Origin of the sequence: Rhodococcus oxybenzonivorans (assembly GCF_003130705.1) — a bacterium.
Classification (GTDB): domain Bacteria; phylum Actinomycetota; class Actinomycetes; order Mycobacteriales; family Mycobacteriaceae; genus Rhodococcus_F; species Rhodococcus_F oxybenzonivorans.
Genome location: NZ_CP021354.1, coordinates 2,845,013 through 2,861,748 on the forward strand (window position 1 = coordinate 2,845,013; position 16,736 = coordinate 2,861,748).

15 protein-coding genes are annotated in these 16,736 nt (G+C 66.5%); 8 read left to right on the forward strand and 7 right to left on the reverse strand.

Annotated elements, in window-relative coordinates; all coding sequences use genetic code 11:
• The first annotated feature begins 398 nt into the window (after nucleotides 1-398).
• The gene (locus CBI38_RS13560; protein ID WP_109329537.1) at nucleotides 399-1,016 is read left to right on the forward strand and encodes a class I SAM-dependent methyltransferase; all 618 of its coding nucleotides are present in this window, start codon (nucleotides 399-401) and stop codon (nucleotides 1,014-1,016) included.
• On the opposite strand, the gene CBI38_RS13565 is transcribed toward CBI38_RS13560, so the two are convergent.
• The 4 genes from CBI38_RS13565 to CBI38_RS13580 form a co-directional block, all read right to left on the reverse strand.
• On the reverse strand, nucleotides 1,013-1,339 hold the full coding sequence (locus CBI38_RS13565) for a Rieske (2Fe-2S) protein (protein WP_109329539.1): 327 nt from the start codon (nucleotides 1,337-1,339) through the stop codon (nucleotides 1,013-1,015). The two genes, CBI38_RS13560 and CBI38_RS13565, sit on opposite strands and share 4 nt — an antisense overlap.
• On the reverse strand, nucleotides 1,336-3,831 hold the full coding sequence (gene nirB, locus CBI38_RS13570; protein WP_109329541.1) for a nitrite reductase large subunit NirB: 2,496 nt from the start codon (nucleotides 3,829-3,831) through the stop codon (nucleotides 1,336-1,338). The genes CBI38_RS13565 and nirB overlap by 4 nt, the downstream gene beginning before the upstream one ends.
• A 90-nt stretch (nucleotides 3,832-3,921) precedes the next feature.
• Nucleotides 3,922-5,073 (reverse strand): MFS transporter, encoded by a 1,152-nt coding sequence (locus CBI38_RS13575; RefSeq protein WP_109329542.1) that lies wholly within the window; start codon nucleotides 5,071-5,073, stop codon nucleotides 3,922-3,924.
• Nucleotides 5,070-6,011, reverse strand: a complete 942-nt coding sequence (locus CBI38_RS13580) for a PAC2 family protein (protein ID WP_109329544.1) — start codon at nucleotides 6,009-6,011, stop codon at nucleotides 5,070-5,072. The genes CBI38_RS13575 and CBI38_RS13580 overlap by 4 nt, the downstream gene beginning before the upstream one ends.
• A gap of 51 nt (nucleotides 6,012-6,062) precedes the next feature.
• Between CBI38_RS13580 and metH the strand changes: the two genes are divergently transcribed.
• Genes metH through hisG form a run of 6 tightly spaced genes read left to right on the forward strand, consistent with a single transcriptional unit; the run spans nucleotide 6,063 to nucleotide 13,312 of the window.
• Complete coding sequence (gene metH / locus CBI38_RS13585; RefSeq protein WP_109329546.1) at nucleotides 6,063-9,632, forward strand: methionine synthase; 3,570 nt, start codon at nucleotides 6,063-6,065, stop codon at nucleotides 9,630-9,632.
• A complete protein-coding gene (locus tag CBI38_RS13590) occupies nucleotides 9,625-10,329 on the forward strand; it encodes an HAD family hydrolase (protein ID WP_109329548.1) in 705 nt (234 codons plus the stop codon). The genes metH and CBI38_RS13590 overlap by 8 nt, the downstream gene beginning before the upstream one ends.
• Before the next feature lie 15 nt (nucleotides 10,330-10,344).
• Nucleotides 10,345-11,205, forward strand: coding sequence for an oxygen-dependent tRNA uridine(34) hydroxylase TrhO (trhO, locus tag CBI38_RS13595; RefSeq protein ID WP_109329550.1), 861 nt, complete (start codon nucleotides 10,345-10,347; stop codon nucleotides 11,203-11,205).
• A 1-nt stretch (nucleotide 11,206) separates the two neighbouring features.
• On the forward strand, nucleotides 11,207-12,100 hold the full coding sequence (locus tag CBI38_RS13600; protein ID WP_109329552.1) for a pseudouridine synthase: 894 nt from the start codon (nucleotides 11,207-11,209) through the stop codon (nucleotides 12,098-12,100).
• A 25-nt stretch (nucleotides 12,101-12,125) separates the two neighbouring features.
• Nucleotides 12,126-12,407, forward strand: coding sequence for a phosphoribosyl-ATP diphosphatase (locus CBI38_RS13605; protein WP_201453570.1), 282 nt, complete (start codon nucleotides 12,126-12,128; stop codon nucleotides 12,405-12,407).
• A 53-nt stretch (nucleotides 12,408-12,460) separates the two neighbouring features.
• Nucleotides 12,461-13,312, forward strand: a complete 852-nt coding sequence (gene hisG, locus CBI38_RS13610) for an ATP phosphoribosyltransferase (protein ID WP_109329554.1) — start codon at nucleotides 12,461-12,463, stop codon at nucleotides 13,310-13,312.
• Nucleotides 13,313-13,348: 36 nt separating this feature from the next.
• Here hisG and CBI38_RS13615 read toward each other — a convergent pair whose 3' ends face one another.
• The gene (locus CBI38_RS13615) at nucleotides 13,349-14,191 is read right to left on the reverse strand and encodes a thioesterase family protein (RefSeq protein WP_109329556.1); all 843 of its coding nucleotides are present in this window, start codon (nucleotides 14,189-14,191) and stop codon (nucleotides 13,349-13,351) included.
• Nucleotides 14,188-15,114, reverse strand: coding sequence for a RecB family exonuclease (locus CBI38_RS13620; protein WP_109329558.1), 927 nt, complete (start codon nucleotides 15,112-15,114; stop codon nucleotides 14,188-14,190). Before CBI38_RS13620 ends, CBI38_RS13615 begins: the two co-directional genes overlap by 4 nt.
• Nucleotides 15,115-15,206: 92 nt before the next feature.
• On the opposite strand from CBI38_RS13620, the gene CBI38_RS13625 reads away from it, so the two are divergent.
• Entirely contained in the window at nucleotides 15,207-16,061 is an 855-nt protein-coding gene (locus CBI38_RS13625; RefSeq protein ID WP_109329560.1) for a tRNA (adenine-N1)-methyltransferase, read from the forward strand.
• A 60-nt stretch (nucleotides 16,062-16,121) separates the two neighbouring features.
• Here the strand turns inward: CBI38_RS13625 and CBI38_RS13630 are convergent, their stop codons facing one another.
• On the reverse strand, nucleotides 16,122-16,631 hold the full coding sequence (locus CBI38_RS13630) for a WKL family lipoprotein (RefSeq protein WP_109329562.1): 510 nt from the start codon (nucleotides 16,629-16,631) through the stop codon (nucleotides 16,122-16,124).
• Between the last annotated feature and the right edge of the window lie 105 nt (nucleotides 16,632-16,736).

A 16,736-nucleotide genomic window follows, 5' to 3' on the forward strand; every position in this document is an offset into this window, starting at 1 on the left:
AGGGGGCTTGGCGCGGTGAATTCGTCCGCGGGGGAGCGGCGCTTTACCGGCCGGCGTCGGTACCCGCTGGTGGGGGAGCGTCTGTGCGCCTTTCTGGTCGTCCCAGCTACCAAGGCGCACGGGTGAAGCTAAATCTGTCTAGGACGGAACCGCTACATTTACCGAACAGTCCAGCAACGCTGTCAGCCCCCGACCGACTGGCCAGCTCACCCCAACACCTCACCTCCCACTCGAACCACTCTCGCAACCGCCGAGGCATCGACCGGGCCGAGCCGTACGTGTCGGGCTGGAAGGCCGCGCAATTCGGCATTTGGTCACCTGGGATAGCCTCGGCTTCACACGACGAGTTCGGGTGGCACGGTGAGCGGAATGCGGGCCGAAGCGAGGAGAGATCGACGATGAGTGAACGCACCCCCAGCCAATGGGAGGAACTCGCAGCCGCCGACCCAGCGCATTCCACGTGGTACGTGGAGCGGTTCCGGACGATGGCGGCCGAGGGAAAAGACATCTTCGGGGAGGCGCGGCTGGTCGACGCGATGCTCGGCCGTGGCGGCCGGGTTCTCGATGCCGGGTGCGGGCCGGGTCGCCTGGGTGGCTATCTGCACGAGGCCGGGCACGTCGTGGTCGGTGTCGATGTCGATCCGGTGCTGATTGCGGCTGCCGAGGAGGACTATCCCGGCCCGACCTGGCTGGTCGGTGATCTCGCCGAGTTGGATTTGCCGGGCCGCGGGGTGAAAGCGGACTTCGATGTCATCGTCTGCGCCGGGAACGTCATGACGTTCCTCGCGCCGTCCACGCGGGAAGCGGTGTTGGCGGGGTTCGCTCGCCATCTCGGCCCCGCAGGCCGGGTGGTTGTGGGATTCGGTGCCGATCGCGGGTATGACTTCTCGCAATTCCTGACCGACGCCGCGACTGCTGGTCTCGCCGTGGATCTGCGACTTTCGACGTGGGATCTGCGCCCGTTCACCGACGAGTCACAGTTTCTGGTGGCGGTGTTCTCGCGAGCAGTTGTCTAGACACCCAGGGTGAGAATCCCGTCCCGCACCGACGCGGAGTAGGTACGTACCGACTCGACGCCCTCCGACGTGCAGGCTCCGGTGTCGAAGGAGAATGCGTACTGATGCAGCGGGCACATCACAACCGCGTCGTCGATCTGCCCGTCGGCGAGGGGGCCGCCCTTGTGAGGGCACACGGCGTCCATGGCGCGAACGGTGCCGTCCGACAGCAGGAATACGGCGACCTGCCGGCCCTGCACGACGTACGTGCGGCCCTCGCCGGGCGTGAGTTCGTGGACCGGGCCGAGTGCAATCTCCGATGCACCCTCGATGGTCGCGGTCATCGAACCGGCACCTGGGGGAGCGGGAGGAGAGGAAGCGACGGCGCGAACTGTGCCGGTGATTTCGGTGCGCTGCGTTCCTTCCATGGATCTCGGTAGCCGTCGACTGCCGTCTGCATGCGCTGATCCAACCCTGCCACGATGCCCTCCTCGTCTCGGACCAATACAGCCTGAAGGTGCTCGAGTCCGACTCTCGGCACGAAGTCGTAGGTGCGCTCGAGCCATTTCGCGTTCTCGCGGTAGTACTGGATGAACCGTCCGCCCAGTTCCACTACGGCTTCGGGTGATTCGACGGTTGCCAAGAGATCACCCTTGCGCACGTGGGCGCCCGCTGCGCCACCGACATAAATTTCCCAGCGGCCGTCGCCCACGGCGACGACGCCGAAGTCTTTGCACAACGCCTCGGAGCAGTTGCGCGGGCAGCCGGCCACAGCCAGTTTCAGTTTTGCCGGCGTTTCCAGGCCTTGGAAGCGTTCTTCGATCGCAATGCCGAGACTCGTCGAATCGCCCAGGCCGTACCGGCAGAAGTCGGTACCGACACAGGTTTTCACCGTGCGCATGCTCTTCCCGTAGGCGAAACCGGAGGGCATGTCCAGATCACCCCACACCTTGGGGAGGTCTTCCTTCTTGATGCCCAGCAGGTCGATACGCTGTCCGCCCGTCACTTTCACGAGTGGCACGCCGTATTTGTCGGCTACATCAGCGATCTTGCGGAGCTGATCCGGGGTGGTGACACCGCCTTTCATCTGTGGCACCACCGAGAAGGTGCCGTCACGCTGAATGTTCGCGTGCACCCGGTCGTTGATGAACAAGGCGCCGCGTTCGTCCACCCAGTCCGGACCCCAGACGGTCCGCAGCAGCGAAGCCAACGGCATCTTCGCCGCCGCGTCCTCCTTGCCGTCGGTCGCGAGTTCTGCGAACACCTGCGACACGGCCCGCAGGTCGCGTTCGCGGATCGTAGCGATCAAGTCGGGCTTGGACATCGGGATGCAGGGCACATACCAGTCGGCGGCCGGGTCGGCCTCCAGTTCACCACCCGCTGCGGCCGCCACGATGTCGGCGACGAGTCCCTTGCAGGACCCGCAGCCCTTACCTGCCCGCGTCTGCGCGCACACTGCGGACAGTGTTGTGGCCCCGGAGTGCACACACGCGACCAGATCGCCCTTGCTGACTCCGTTGCAGTTACACACCTGCAGGTCGTCGGGCAGATCCGCGGCACTGGCCGCGACGCTGGGTGTGCCGAGGTCGAAGAGCATACTGATGCGTTCTTCGGGTAGCGGGACCTTCCCGTCGAATGCCTGAGTGAGGTAGCCGGCCTTGCTGATGTCGCCCATGAGGGTGGCGCCGATCAACTTTCCGTCGCGGACGACGAGGCTCTTGTAGGTGCCGCTGCGGGGTTCGTAGTACTGGACGAATTCGTCGTCGGCGGTTTCCGGACCTTTGACACCCATTGCCGCCACGTCGACGCCCGCCACCTTCAGTTGGGTGGTTGTGCGCGAACCGACATATGCGGCTTCGGGGTTCGTACCGGTGAGGACCTCAGCGAGAATGACGGACTGCTCCCACACCGGGGCGACGAGACCGTATGTTTCGCCGCGGTGCTGTGCGCACTCGCCGACGGCATACACCGAACCCTCGTCCTCACACCGCATCTGGTCATCGACCACGATGCCCCGCTCGACCACCAGCCCGGCAGCCCGCGCCATTTCGACGTTGGGCCGAATACCGGCGGTGACCACGACCATGTCGGCGTCCAAAGTGCTGCCGTCGACGAACGAGACACCCGTGACGCGTCCCGCATCGTCGCGCAGAACCGCGGTGGTCCGCATCGAGGTATGGACCCCAACACCGAGTTTCTCGATCTCGGAGCGGAGCATGCTGCCGCCGCGCTCGTCGAGTTGCTGATTCATGAGGTGGCCGGGGGAGTGCACCACGTTGACCTCGAGGCCCTGGGTGCGGAGCCCGTAGGCAGCCTCGAGTCCGAGGAGTCCGCCACCGATGACGACGGCGGACACGTCGTCGTGGGCCTGCGCCATCTGCAGCATGCCGTTGGTGTCGGCGATGTTCCGGAATCCGAACACACCGCGGGCGAGCCGTCCGTCGGTTTCCCGGAGACCGTCCATATTGGGGAAGAACGTGTTGCTTCCGGTGGCGATGATCAACACGTCGTAGTCGACGACGCGGCCACTCTCACACGTGACGGTCTTCGCGAAGCGGTCGAGGGCAACCGCCCGATCGCCGGCGTGGAGGGTGACGCCGTTCGCGGTGTACCAACCCATCGGGTTGAGGATCAGGTCCTCGTCGTCGACCGCCGCCTCGCCGGACAAGACGTGCGAAAGCATGATGCGGTTGTAGTTGCCGTAAGGCTCGTCGCCGATCATGGTGATCTCGAATCGCTCGCGGCCGCCGCGGTTGATGATCTCCTCGACGGTGCGCGCGCCGGCCATACCGTTTCCGACGACCAGCAGCTTGCTCGAACTCGGTGTGTTGACCATAGGACGAGGCTCCGCCCCCGCCGTGTCGTAACGGCTGCGCGGAAGTTACATGGGAATCAGGAACATCTCACAGGGTTCGCGGAAGTTGCGTCAGACGGAAGAGTTGTCGCGCGGCATGAGCAGGGGAGCCGCCACCGCGAGCAGCACGGCCGGAAGTAGAAACCCCGCTGCCGGGGAGATCGCATAGACGGGAGTGAGAGTAATGGGTGCCAGCGCATTGCCCGTGAACCTCAATGCCTGAACCACCGATACCGCCCCACCCCGATTCGGTCCGGAAGACCCGAGAACTGCAGCGTTGACGCCGACCAGGATGAACTGGCCCGCAGCTCCGGCCGCGAACCAGGCCACGGCCACGACGGCGAGGAGTGAGACGGTGCCCGCGGCGGTGATGAGCACGGCACCGGCAATGGCACCGATCACGACGGCCGTCCGTGCGCCGATCCTGTCGATCACTCCGCCGACGAGGCGCGCCGTGAGGATTCCGGCCACTCCGAAGCCGGTGAGCAGGAGGCCCCGCTGGGTCGGGCTCAGGCCGAAGACGTCCTCGGCACGGAACGCCACCAGAAAGCTGAGTCCCCCCAAGGCGCCCCAGCCGAGTAGTGCCACAACACCCATTCGCAGTACCGGCAGTGTCAGCGCGTCGCGCAGGCGTGGACGCGCGGCCCCCGGCTCGTCGCGCGCAGCGTCCGGTATTCCGATGAGGCCGAAGGCCGCGGCGACGAGGGCGATGACGAGGAACGACAGCCGCCAGTCGATCTCGGCGGCCAGTCCGCCGACGAGCGGAGCACTCGACTGACCTGCAGCTTGGAACGCGCCGAAGATCCCGAGTGCACGTCCGAGACGCTTCTTCGGCGTGGAGGCAGCGAGCGCAGCCAGCAGCAGGGGCGTGGTGAACGAGTTGGAGCATCCCTGCAACACCCGCGCGCCGAGAAACAACGGCAGCGTGGGGGCGAGGAAGCACGCGAGCGACGACACCAGGTAGACGGCGTAGGCGGCCCGCACGGTCCGAGTGCGACCCCAGCGCGCCCCCAGTGTTCCCGACACGAGCATCACGAGCGCGAAGGGCAGCAGGTACGCCGTCAGGGAACTGGCGGCGGCTGCGGCGCCCACGCCCAGGTCGTCGCCGATCTCGGGGAGGATCGAGACGACGACGCCGCCGCCGAAGGGTCCGAGGAAGCCGCCACCGTAGAGGGCGAGGCGTTGCAGTGCAGAACGAAGCGACTCGGGGGAGCGCTCCGTCACAGCCCGAAGCTGCCGGGCCCACGCCGGCGGAGGTACCGCTCGAACTCGGCCGCCAATGCGTCACCGTCGATCTTCGAGATCGCCTCGGAAATGTCGGTCTCGGCGTCGCCGCGTTCCTCGAGCGAGCGGACGTAGTCGCCGATCTCTTCGTCGTCGGCGGTCATCTCCGTGACGGCTTCCTGCCAGTCGTCGGCTTGGCTCGGCAGTTCACCGAGCGGAACCTCGATGTCGAGAACATCCTCGACGCGCTGGAGCAGAGCGATGGTGGCCTTCGGGTTCGGTGGCTGCGACACGTAATGGGGCACGGCCGCCCAGAACGACACCGCGGGCACACCGGCCCGGACGCAGGCGTCCTGCAGCACCCCGGTGATGCCGGTAGGCCCCTCGTACCGCGTCTGCTCGAGCTTGAACCGCTCGGCGGCCTCACTGCTGTACGCGCTGCCGGTGACAGGGACCGGCCGGGTGTGCGGCGTATCCGCGAGGAGTGCACCCAGGATGACGACGGTGCTGATCTCGAGTTGGTCGATCAGCTCGAGGAGGTCCTCGCAGAAGCTGCGCCAGCGCATGTTGGGTTCGATACCGCGAAGAAGGACGACGTCACGCTCACTGCCGGGTGGAGAGCACACGGACAGGCGGGTGGCCGGCCACACGATCTCCCGGGTGACGCCGTCTACCTGCCGGACGGTGGGGCGATTGACCTGGTAGTCGTAGTATTCCTCGGAATCCAGCTCGGCCAGCGGCTGGGCGTCCCAGGTCAACTCCAGGTGTTCGACGGCCCCGCTCGCGGCGTCGCCGGCGTCGTTCCAGCCTTCGAAGGCGGCGACCATGACAGGGTCACGCAGCACGGGAACGCCGTTGTCTTCGGCGCCGGCATCCGCGGCGTCGAAGGCGTCGTCGTCGCGGCCCGCGGGCGTGACAGGGAACTCACTGGAACTCACCCACCCAGCCTACGGCCAGCATCCGCCCCCGCGCCCATTAGTCTGGACGGCATGTCTGCGCCATTTCACTCTGCCCTGCTCGATGCGTTGAACCAGCGCGTTGTCATCGGCGACGGCGCCATGGGCACCATGTTGCAGGCCGCAGATCTCACCTTGGACGACTTCCTGGGCCTCGAGGGCTGCAACGAAATTCTCAACCACACCCGCCCCGACGTGCTGAAAGACATCCATCGCGCGTACTTCGAGGCCGGGGCCGACGCCGTCGAAACCAACACGTTCGGCTGCAACCTGCCCAACCTGGCGGACTACGACATCCAGGACCGGATCCGCGAACTGGCCGAGAAAGGTACTCGGCTGGCACGTGAGGTCGCCGACGAGATGGGGCCGGGGCGCGACGGCATGGGCCGGTTCGTGCTGGGGTCGATGGGCCCGGGCACCAAGCTGCCGACACTCGGTCACGCATCGTTCGCGAGCCTGCGGGACGCGTACGCCGAGGCGGCGATGGGAATGATCGACGGGGGCGCCGATGCGATCCTCGTCGAGACGTGCCAGGACCTTCTGCAGGTGAAGGCCGCGATCCTCGGCAGTCGCATGGCGATGGACAAGCTCGGGTCCCGGCTGCCGATCATGACGCACGTGACCGTGGAGACCACCGGAACGATGCTTCTCGGCAGTGAGATCGGTGCCGCGCTGACCGCCCTCGAACCGCTCGGGATCGACATGATCGGACTCAACTGCGCTACCGGTCCGGCCGAGATGAGCGAGCACCTTCGGCACCTGTCGAAGTACTCGACGCTGCCGGTGTCGGTCATGCCCAACGCCGGTCTGCCGACGCTAGGGGCCAATGGCGCCGAGTACCCGCTCACCGCGGAGGAACTGGCGGAGGCGCTCAGTGGGTTCGTCAGCGAGTACGGGCTCGCGCTGGTGGGTGGTTGCTGCGGCACCACCCCGGAGCACATCCGGCAGGTGGCCGAGGCGGTGCGCCTGGTCGAGAAGGCCGAGCGTAACCCGGTGCGTGAGTCGGGGACGTCCTCGCTCTACACCGCGGTGCCGTTCGAGCAGGATGCGAGCATCCTGATGATCGGCGAGCGCACGAACTCCAACGGATCGAAGGCGTTCCGTGAGGCGATGATCGCCGAGGACTACCAGAAGTGCCTCGACATCGCCAAGGATCAGACCCGCGACGGCGCCCACATGCTGGACCTCAATGTGGACTACGTCGGCCGCGACGGTGCCGCAGACATGGCCGCTCTGGCGAGCCGGTTCGCGACGGCGTCGACGTTGCCGATCATGCTGGACTCCACCGAGCCGGCAGTGCTGCAGGCGGGCCTCGAGCATCTCGGTGGTCGGTGCGCCGTCAACTCGGTGAACTACGAGGACGGCGACGGGCCTGATTCGCGGTTCCAGAAGATCATGCGGCTGGTGAAGGAACATGGCGCCGCCGTGGTGGCCCTGACCATCGACGAGGAGGGTCAGGCGCGTACCGCGGAGCACAAAGTCCGGATCGCCGAGCGACTCCTCGAGGACATCACCACCAACTGGGGTCTCGACGAGTCCGACATCATCATCGATGCGCTCACGTTCCCGATCTCCACCGGTCAGGAGGAGGTGCGCCGGGACGGCATCGAGACCATCGAGGCGATCCGGGAGCTGAAGAAGCGGCACCCTGAGGTGCACTTCACCCTCGGTGTGTCGAACATCTCGTTCGGTCTCAATCCGGCCGCGCGGCAGGTGCTCAACTCGGTATTCCTGCACGAGTGCACCGAGGCCGGTCTCGACACGGCGATCGTCCACGCGTCCAAGATCTTGCCGATGGCCCGCATCCCCGACGAGCAGCGAGAAACGGCCCTCGACCTGGTCTACGACCGTCGCAGCGAGGGTTACGACCCACTGCAGAAGCTGATGCAACTCTTCGAGGGTGTCTCGGCGGCGTCGGCGCGTGAATCGCGCGCCCAGGAACTTGCTGCCCTGCCGCTGTTCGAACGACTCGAGCGACGCATCGTGGACGGGGAGCGCAACGGCCTCGACGAGGACCTCACCGAGGCCATGACGCAGAAGCCGCCGCTCGAGATCATCAACGAGACGCTGCTCTCGGGCATGAAGACCGTCGGCGAACTCTTCGGCTCCGGCCAGATGCAGCTGCCGTTCGTCCTCCAGTCCGCCGAGGTGATGAAGGCGGCGGTGGCGTACCTCGAACCACACATGGAGGCCACCGACGAGGACGGCAAGGGTCGCATCGTCATCGCCACTGTGAAGGGCGACGTCCACGACATCGGCAAGAACCTGGTCGACATCATCCTGAGCAACAACGGATACGACGTCGTGAACCTGGGCATCAAGCAGCCGATCGCCACCATTCTCGATGCCGCGATCGAGCAGCGGGCCGATGTGATCGGCATGTCCGGTCTGCTCGTGAAGTCGACCGTGGTGATGAAGGACAATCTGCAGGAGCTCAACGCCAAGGGCGTCGCGGAGAAGTTCCCTGTGCTGCTCGGGGGAGCGGCCCTTACCCGGTCTTATGTGGAGAACGACCTCGCCGAGGTGTACGAGGGTGAGGTTAGTTACGCGCGGGACGCTTTCGAGGGCCTGCACCGGATGGACGAGATCATGGCCGTCAAGCGCGGCGGTGGACCCGATCCGGACAGCCCGGAGGCGATCGCGGCCCGCGAGAAGGCGGCGGAGCGCAAAGCCCGCCACGAACGATCGAAAAGGATCGCCGAGAAACGCAAGGCCGCCGAAACGCCGATCGAGGTGCCCGAGCGGTCCGACGTGGCCACCGACATCGACGTCCCGAATCCGCCCTTCTGGGGTAACCGGATCGTCAAGGGCGTCTCGCTGTCCGACTATTCGGGACTCCTCGACGAGCGTGCCCTGTTCCTCGGACAGTGGGGCCTGCGCGGACAGCGGTCCGGCGACGGTCCTACCTATGAGGAGCTGGTGGAGACCGAAGGTCGCCCACGACTGCGGTATTGGCTCGATCGCCTGAGCACGGAAGGCATCCTCGCGCACGCCGCGGTGGTGTACGGGTACTTCCCGGCCGTGTCCGAGGGTGACGACGTGGTGGTGCTCACCGAACCGAAGCCCGATGCGGACGAGCGTTTCCGGTTCACGTTCCCCCGTCAGCACCGTGACCGCTTTCTCTGCGTCGCCGACTTCGTCCGCTCGCGGACCGAAGCGAAGGAAACCGGGCAGGTCGACGTGTTCCCGATGCAGTTGGTCACCATGGGGCAGCCCATTGCGGACTTCGCGAACGAGCTGTTCGCCGCAAACGCGTATCGCGACTACCTCGAGGTGCACGGCATCGGTGTGCAGTTGACGGAATCGTTGGCCGAGTACTGGCATCGCCGCGTGCGGGAGGAACTGGTGCTGCCCGGCGGACACAATGTGGCGGAACAGGACCCGTCGGAGGTGTCCGGATTCTTCGACCTGGCGTATCGCGGTGCCCGCTACTCGTTCGGCTACGGCGCGTGCCCCAACCTGGAAGACAGGGCCAAGATGGTAGCTCTGCTCGAGCCCGAGCGGATCGGTGTGAAGTTGTCCGAGGAGTTGCAGTTGCATCCGGAACAGTCCACGGATGCGTTCGTTCTGCACCATCCCGAGGCGAAGTACTTCAATGTCTGAGGCGGGCAACGAACTCGCAGGTGTTCTGTGGGACATGGACGGAACGCTGCTCGACTCGGAGAAGATGTGGGACGTCGCGGTGCGGGAGTTGTCGCTGCACCTCGGCGGTCCCATGACCGAGGAGACACGGCTGAAGACGATCGGTGCATCCAGTGCCGATGCTCTCGGCGTCATCTTCGACGCTCTCGGCCTCGAGCAGGACCCGGTTTCGCTCGCCGAGGCCAAGGAGTGGATGTTCACCCGCGTCGAAGAGTTGTTCGCCGACGGCATCCCGTGGCGTCCCGGCGCACTGCGGGCATTGCAGGCGGTGCGTGAACACGGCCTGAGTACCGCCCTGGTGACCAACACCGAGCGTCGTCTCACCGAGCGCGCACTCGACACCCTCGGGCGTCAGCACTTCGACCATTCGGTGTGTGGTGACGAGGTGCCGTTCGGTAAGCCGCACCCCGGCCCGTATCTGCGAGGTGCGGAACTGCTGGGGCTGGACCCTGCTCAGTGCCTCGCCATCGAGGACTCTCCCACCGGTGCCGCGTCGGCGCAGGCCGCCGGATGCGTCGTGCTCGTCATACCCTGCGAGGTCGTCGTACCGCAGGGGCCGGGAAGAGTGTTCCGGGACAGTCTCGAAGGGCTCACGGGGGTAGAACTCGGCGCACTGTGGTCGCAGCCGCAAGCGCAGCTGAGCGGCCTGCAGCTTTAGGTATCCTGGTTTCCCGTGGCTGTGCCGAAGATTGTGCTGTTCTATGTGTTCACACCGCTCGCCGACCCGGACGCGATCCGGCTGTGGCAGCACACCCTCGCCGAGGCCAACGGTCTCACCGGCCGAATCCTGATCTCCGAGCACGGCATCAACGCCACGGTGGGCGGCGACATTCGGGATGTCAAGAGGTATGTCAAGGGCACCCGGAGTTACGCTCCCTTCCGCGACGCCGACATCAAATGGTCCGATGGGCGCGGCGCCGACTTTCCCCGGCTCAGCGTCCGGGTACGGCCCGAGATCGTGTCCTTCGGTGCGCCCGACGAGCTGAAAGTCGACACGACCGGGGTGGTGGGCGGCGGCACCCACCTGGCGCCACACGAGGTGCACGAATTGGTGGAGGGTAGGGGCGAGGACGTCGTGTTCTTCGACGGCCGCAACGCCTTCGAGGCGGAGATCGGCCGATTCCGGGGGGCCGTCGTCCCCGATGTGTCGACGACCCGGGACTTTGTCCACGAACTCGACAGCGGCAAGTACGACCACCTCAAGAACAAGGCGGTGGTGACGTACTGCACGGGCGGGGTGCGCTGTGAGGTGCTGTCGTCGCTGATGCGCTCGCGCGGTTTCGGGGAGGTGTATCAACTCGACGGCGGCATCGTCCGGTACGGCGAAGCCTTCGGTGACAGCGGTCTGTGGGAAGGGTCGCTGTATGTCTTCGACAAGCGGATGTCCGTGAACTTCAGCGAGCGGGCGAGCGTCCTGGGAACCTGCACCGTATGCGGGGATCCCACGTCCCGTTACGAGAATCTGCCCGAGAATCAGGGGCGTGCGCTTGCCTTGGTATGTGAGGGCTGCACCGCCGACAGTTGGGTCGGCTGACGTGGCCGGCGCCCCTCTGCCCATTCGTAACGGCCTCGGCCCGGACCGCGTCCGGATGCCCGCCGACCTCGACACGAAGACCGTTGCCGACTTCCTGCTGCGGACCTACCCGGACGACAGTGCGCACTGGCTCACGCTGATCGACAGTGGTGGTGTGGTCGACGAACACGGGCGGGTGGTCGATCGCCGAACGCGGTATTCGCCCACGCGGTTCGTGTATTTCTACCGTGATCCTGCCCCCGAGATCCCGGTGCCGTTCGACATCGACATCCTCCACCACGACCACCGGCTCGTCGTGGTCGACAAACCGCACTTTCTCGCGACCATCCCGCGTGGCGCCCACATCACCGAAACTGCGGTCGTGCGACTGCGTAAGGCGCTCGATCTCCCCGAACTGACGCCGGCGCACCGGCTCGACCGGATGACGGCGGGTGTGCTCGTGTTCCTCGTCCGGCGTGAGGATCGTCGACCGTATCAGGAGTTGTTCGTCTCCCGGCAGGTGACGAAAGAGTATGAGGCGCTTGCCGGTACCGCTTCGGCGTTGACCTTTCCGCGCACCGTTCGCAGCCGCATCGTGAAGGAACACGGGGTGATGACGGCAACGGAGGAACCGGGGGAGCCGAACAGTGAAACCGTGATCGACCTGCTCGAGTCGAGGAATGGTCGCGGACGTTACCGCCTGCTGCCCAGGACGGGTCGCACGCACCAGCTGCGGTTGCACATGTCGTCGCTGGGATTGCCGATCGAGGGCGACAACTACTACCCGACCTTCCGCCGCTCGGTGCCCGGCGACTTCTCTTCGCCCCTGCAGTTGCTCGCGCGGGCCATCGAGTTCATCGACCCGGTGTCGGGTGGGGTCCGCCGGTTCGAGAGTCGCCGCACTCTCGGGTGGTGACCGGTTCCGAGGGGACCGCGGTGGCGTGAAACAATGGGTCCTCGTGAAGACCTTCGAATCCCTGTTCGCCGAGCTGACTGAACGCGCCGCCACCCGTCCCGAGGGCTCCGGCACCGTTGCCGCCCTGGACGCCGGCGTCCATTCGCAGGGAAAGAAGATCCTCGAAGAGGCCGGTGAGGTATGGATTGCCGCCGAGCACGAGAGCGACGACGCGCTCTCCGAGGAAATCTCCCAGCTGCTCTACTGGGTTCAGGTGCTGATGGTGGGTAAGGGGCTGAAACTCGAGGACGTCTACCGACATCTGTGATCGGTCGATCGAGCCTTCCCTCACCCCGCGTCTTCTCCGAAAGGACCCCTCTCATGCTGCGCGTTGCAGTCCCGAACAAGGGCTCGCTGTCCGAGTCCGCCGCCGAAATCCTCAGCGAAGCCGGTTACCGGCGCCGCACCGACTCCCGCGATCTGACCGTTCTCGACCCGTCGAACCAGGTCGAATTCTTCTTCCTGCGGCCCAAGGACATCGCGATCTACGTCGGTTCGGGTGAACTCGACCTCGGGATCACCGGCCGCGACCTCGCCCGCGATTCGGGCGCCCCTGTCTCCGAACGGCTCTCACTCGGCTTCGGCCGGTCCACCTTCCGGTACGCCGCCCCTGCCGGGAAGGATTGGTCCGTGGAGGACCTCGCGGGGCTGCGGATCGCCACGTCCTACCCCAACCTGGTGCGCGACGATCTGTCGGCCCGCGGCATCGAGGCCTCGGTGATCCGCCTCGACGGCGCGGTCGAGATCTCGATTCAGCTCGGTGTCGCGGACGCGATCGCCGACGTGGTGGGGTCGGGACGCACACTGCGCCAGCACAACCTGGTGGCCTTCGGGGACACCCTCTGCGACTCCGAGGGTGTGCTCATCGAACGCGCGGGTTCGCCCGCCGACAATTCGGCCCGCAACCAGTTGGTGGAGCGGGTGCGGGGCATCGTGTTCGCGCAGCAGAACCTCATGCTCGATTACGACTGCCCCAAGACGATCCTCGACGACGCGTTGAAGATCACCCCGGGTCTGGAATCCCCGACACTGTCCCCGCTGGCCGACGAGAACTGGGTGGCAGTGCGGGCGATGGTGCCGATCAAGGGGCACAACGGTGTGATGGACGAGCTCGCCGAACTCGGTGCCAAGGCGATTCTGGCCTCGAACATCCGGTCGTGCCGGGCTCTGTGAGTCCGCGTTCCGCTTCGGTCCGCGCTCGTCCCGAACTCAGGGGCGGGCGCGGACCTGTACGGATTGGGTGATGCGCCCGACCGCACCGGCGTGGTCGTAGAGCACGCCCGCGCACATACCCACCCCGTCGGGGCCGATCGACGTTTCCGCGCTGACACCCACCCAGCTCCCCGACGGCACCCGGAACACGTGCACCGTGAGGTCCGTGTTCAGGAACGTCCACTGCGTCGGGTCGAGTTTGGATCCGACGCCGTTGGCGATATCGGCCACGGAGAACAACCGCTCGAGCGGAGTCATCTGCTCGCCCCGGACGAGGGCGGGTTTCGGCCTCGCCCACATCGCGGCGGGACCTTCGCCGCCGATCTCGGTGATCCACCGGTAGTCGAGGGTGTCGAGGTAACCCGATGCCGGGAAACGCCACACGGCACCATCGCGCCCTGCTTCCGGCGGTGGGAGACTCGTGTCGGCGGTGTGCACCGTGGCGGCGGTATCAACGGTCTCCATTCGCCACCCGGTAGCCCTGGCCACCGCGCGCGATCGGCCGGCGGTATCGGTGCTCCACAATTCCGCGACCACCAACTCCACCCGCCGCCCGGGACGCTGTACCCAGGAGCGGACCTCGAGTTCGGCGATCGGGATGGGGCCGAGGATGTCGACGGCGACCCGGGTGACCCGCACGTCGTTTCGGGCGTCGCAGCGCTCGAGCGCGCGAAGGAGGAGGGCGGACGGGGGCGCGCCGTGTTGCATGGTGTCGGCCCACACGCTGACGGTCAGGTCGGTACTCGCGAACCGCTCGATGGTGACCTTCCGATCCGGATCGGTCGCTGCAGCGCTCAGCGATTCCGAACCGACCGGAACGTAGTAGGACTCCGCACTCATTCGACGATCTCCTCGAATCCAGGTGTCTCCTCGGCTGGCCCCTCGGGCCATCCCGGATAGGGCGGCGGTGTTCCGCCGAACGACGGGCACAGGGCCTTGTGATCACACCAGTCGCACAGTCGGCTGGGCTTGGGGCGGAAGTCCCCGGTCGCACCCGCTGTCAGAATCGCTTTCCAAATGGCCGATAGCGTGCGTTCGAATCGCAGCAGTTCGTCCTCGTCGGGCGCGTAGGTGAGCACGATGCCGGAGGCCAGGTACAGCAGGCGCAACTGGGCGGGCACGATCCCCCGGGTCCGGAGCAGCACCAGGGCGTAGAACTTCATCTGGAAGAGGGCCTTGGACTCGCTCATTTCCCGCGGGGCGCGACCCGTCTTGTAGTCGACCACCCGCACCTCGCCGGTGGGCGCGACGTCGATGCGGTCGACGAAGCCGCGCAGCAACACCCCGTCGGCAAGTTCGGTCTCCACCCGCAGCTCACACGACTCGGCCTCGAACCGCGTCGGATCTTCCAGACCGTAGTAGGCGGTGACCAGGGAGCGGGCCTCGTCGAGGAACCCTTCACGCTCCTCGGCGGGTACCAATTCGACCAGTTCGGGGGTCTCGGCGAGCATCCGTTCCCACGAGGGATGGACGAGGTCGACGGCGCGCTCGGGCACACGCTCGGCGGCGGGTAACCCGAACAGGGTTTCCAGCGCCGCATGCACCACAGTGCCCTTCACCTGCGCCCGCGAGGGCGCCTCGGGGAGTCGGTCGACGGCCCGGAACCGGTAGAGCAACGGGCACTGCTTGAAGTCACCGGCCCGGGAGGGGGAGAGCGCGGGGCGTCTGCGGGTTGCCGTTCCCGCTCCGAGCTGTACTGGGGAACCCTTCGTCTGTGATGGGGGACCCTCTGTCACAGGGGCTGCCGACTCTGAGATGCTCACACCTGGCAGGGTAGGCGCCTGGTCCGACAGTCTCGTCGCGGCCGCCGGCGAGTACGACGGCCGGAACGAACAGGCTGAGGAGTCGTTGACACATGGTAGGACGCGAAACGCGACCGAGCGGACCGTTTCGGGTGGGCGATCGCGTCCAGCTGACCGACGCCAAGGGCCGGCATTACACGGTCAACCTGGAGGCGGGTAAGGAGTTCCACACCCACCGCGGCGGCATCCTGCACGACGACCTGATCGGCACCGACGAGGGCAGTGTCGTCAAGTCCACCAACGGCACCCCCTACCTGGCGTTGCGGCCGCTGCTGGTCGACTACATCCTGTCGATGCCGCGCGGCGCCCAGGTGATCTACCCGAAGGACGCAGCGCAGATCGTGCACGAGGGTGACGTGTTCCCCGGTGCGCGGGTGCTCGAGGCGGGCGCCGGATCCGGGGCACTGACCTGCTCTCTTCTCCGCGCGGTGGGACCGCAGGGTCGGGTCATCTCCTACGAGGTGCGGGACGACCACGCCGAGCACGCGGTGCGCAACGTCGAAACCTTCTTCGGGGAACGACCGGACAACTGGGATCTGACCATCGCCGATGTCGCCGAGTTCGACGCCGAGGCGGCCGGCGGACAGGTGGATCGGGTCGTTCTCGACATGCTGGCGCCGTGGGACGCCCTGCCCGCCGTGTCGAAGGCGCTGGTTCCGGGCGGCGTTCTCATCGTCTACGTCGCTACTGTGACGCAACTCTCGAAAGTCGTCGAGGCGATGCGCGAACAGGAGTGCTGGACCGAGCCCCGGTCGTGGGAGTCGATCGTGCGGGGCTGGCACGTGGTCGGCCTGGCGGTGCGCCCCGAGCACCGGATGCAGGGCCACACCGCGTTCCTCGTCAGTGCCCGGCGCCTCGCCGAGGGCACCGTCACCCCCAAGCCGCAGCGCAGGTCCGGCAAGGGCTGACCGACGAAAGCGGCGGCGCCCGAAAGGACGCCGCCGCGGAAACGGTCTCGCAGGTCTGTTCTAGCTGCATCCGGTGCGGGCCATGCCCAGCAACGCGCAGGTGCTCTCGTCCGACACCTTCCAGGTGCCGTCGACGTTCTCCCATGTCCACGGAGTGGGAGCGGCGGTGCCGTGCGGGCTCGTCACCGCCACCTTCGCGGTGGCAATATCACCGTCTACCTGCACGTCCGTGACAGTGAACGACACCGGGTAGTTGGCGGTGGCGGCGGTCATGGCCTCGATGTTGGAGCGGCGCTCGTCACCCTCGACCACCACGGCGGTCTTCTCGTCCACGGGGCGTGCGGGGTCGACGAGAACCTGCAGCGTGGTGAGCAGTTCGTCCGAGCTGGGCGCGGCGACGGAGTCCTCGACCGAGGTCGCTGCCGCGGCCGTCGTGGCGGTGGCCGGTGTGGTGTCCGCGGTGTCGTCGGACGAGCACGACGCCAGGCCGAGCGCGAGGGCGACGGCGCCGGCGGCGACCGCTGTCCTGCCGACGAGGGAAGTGCCGATCAGCGATGTGCGGATTATCACGACGAGCCCTTTCGTTACACAGAAGAGAGAGACACTGCTCAGCAGGTAGGCAAGGCTAACATGATGGAACTGGAGGTTCGGGTCTCTCGTTGGCCGATTCGCAAT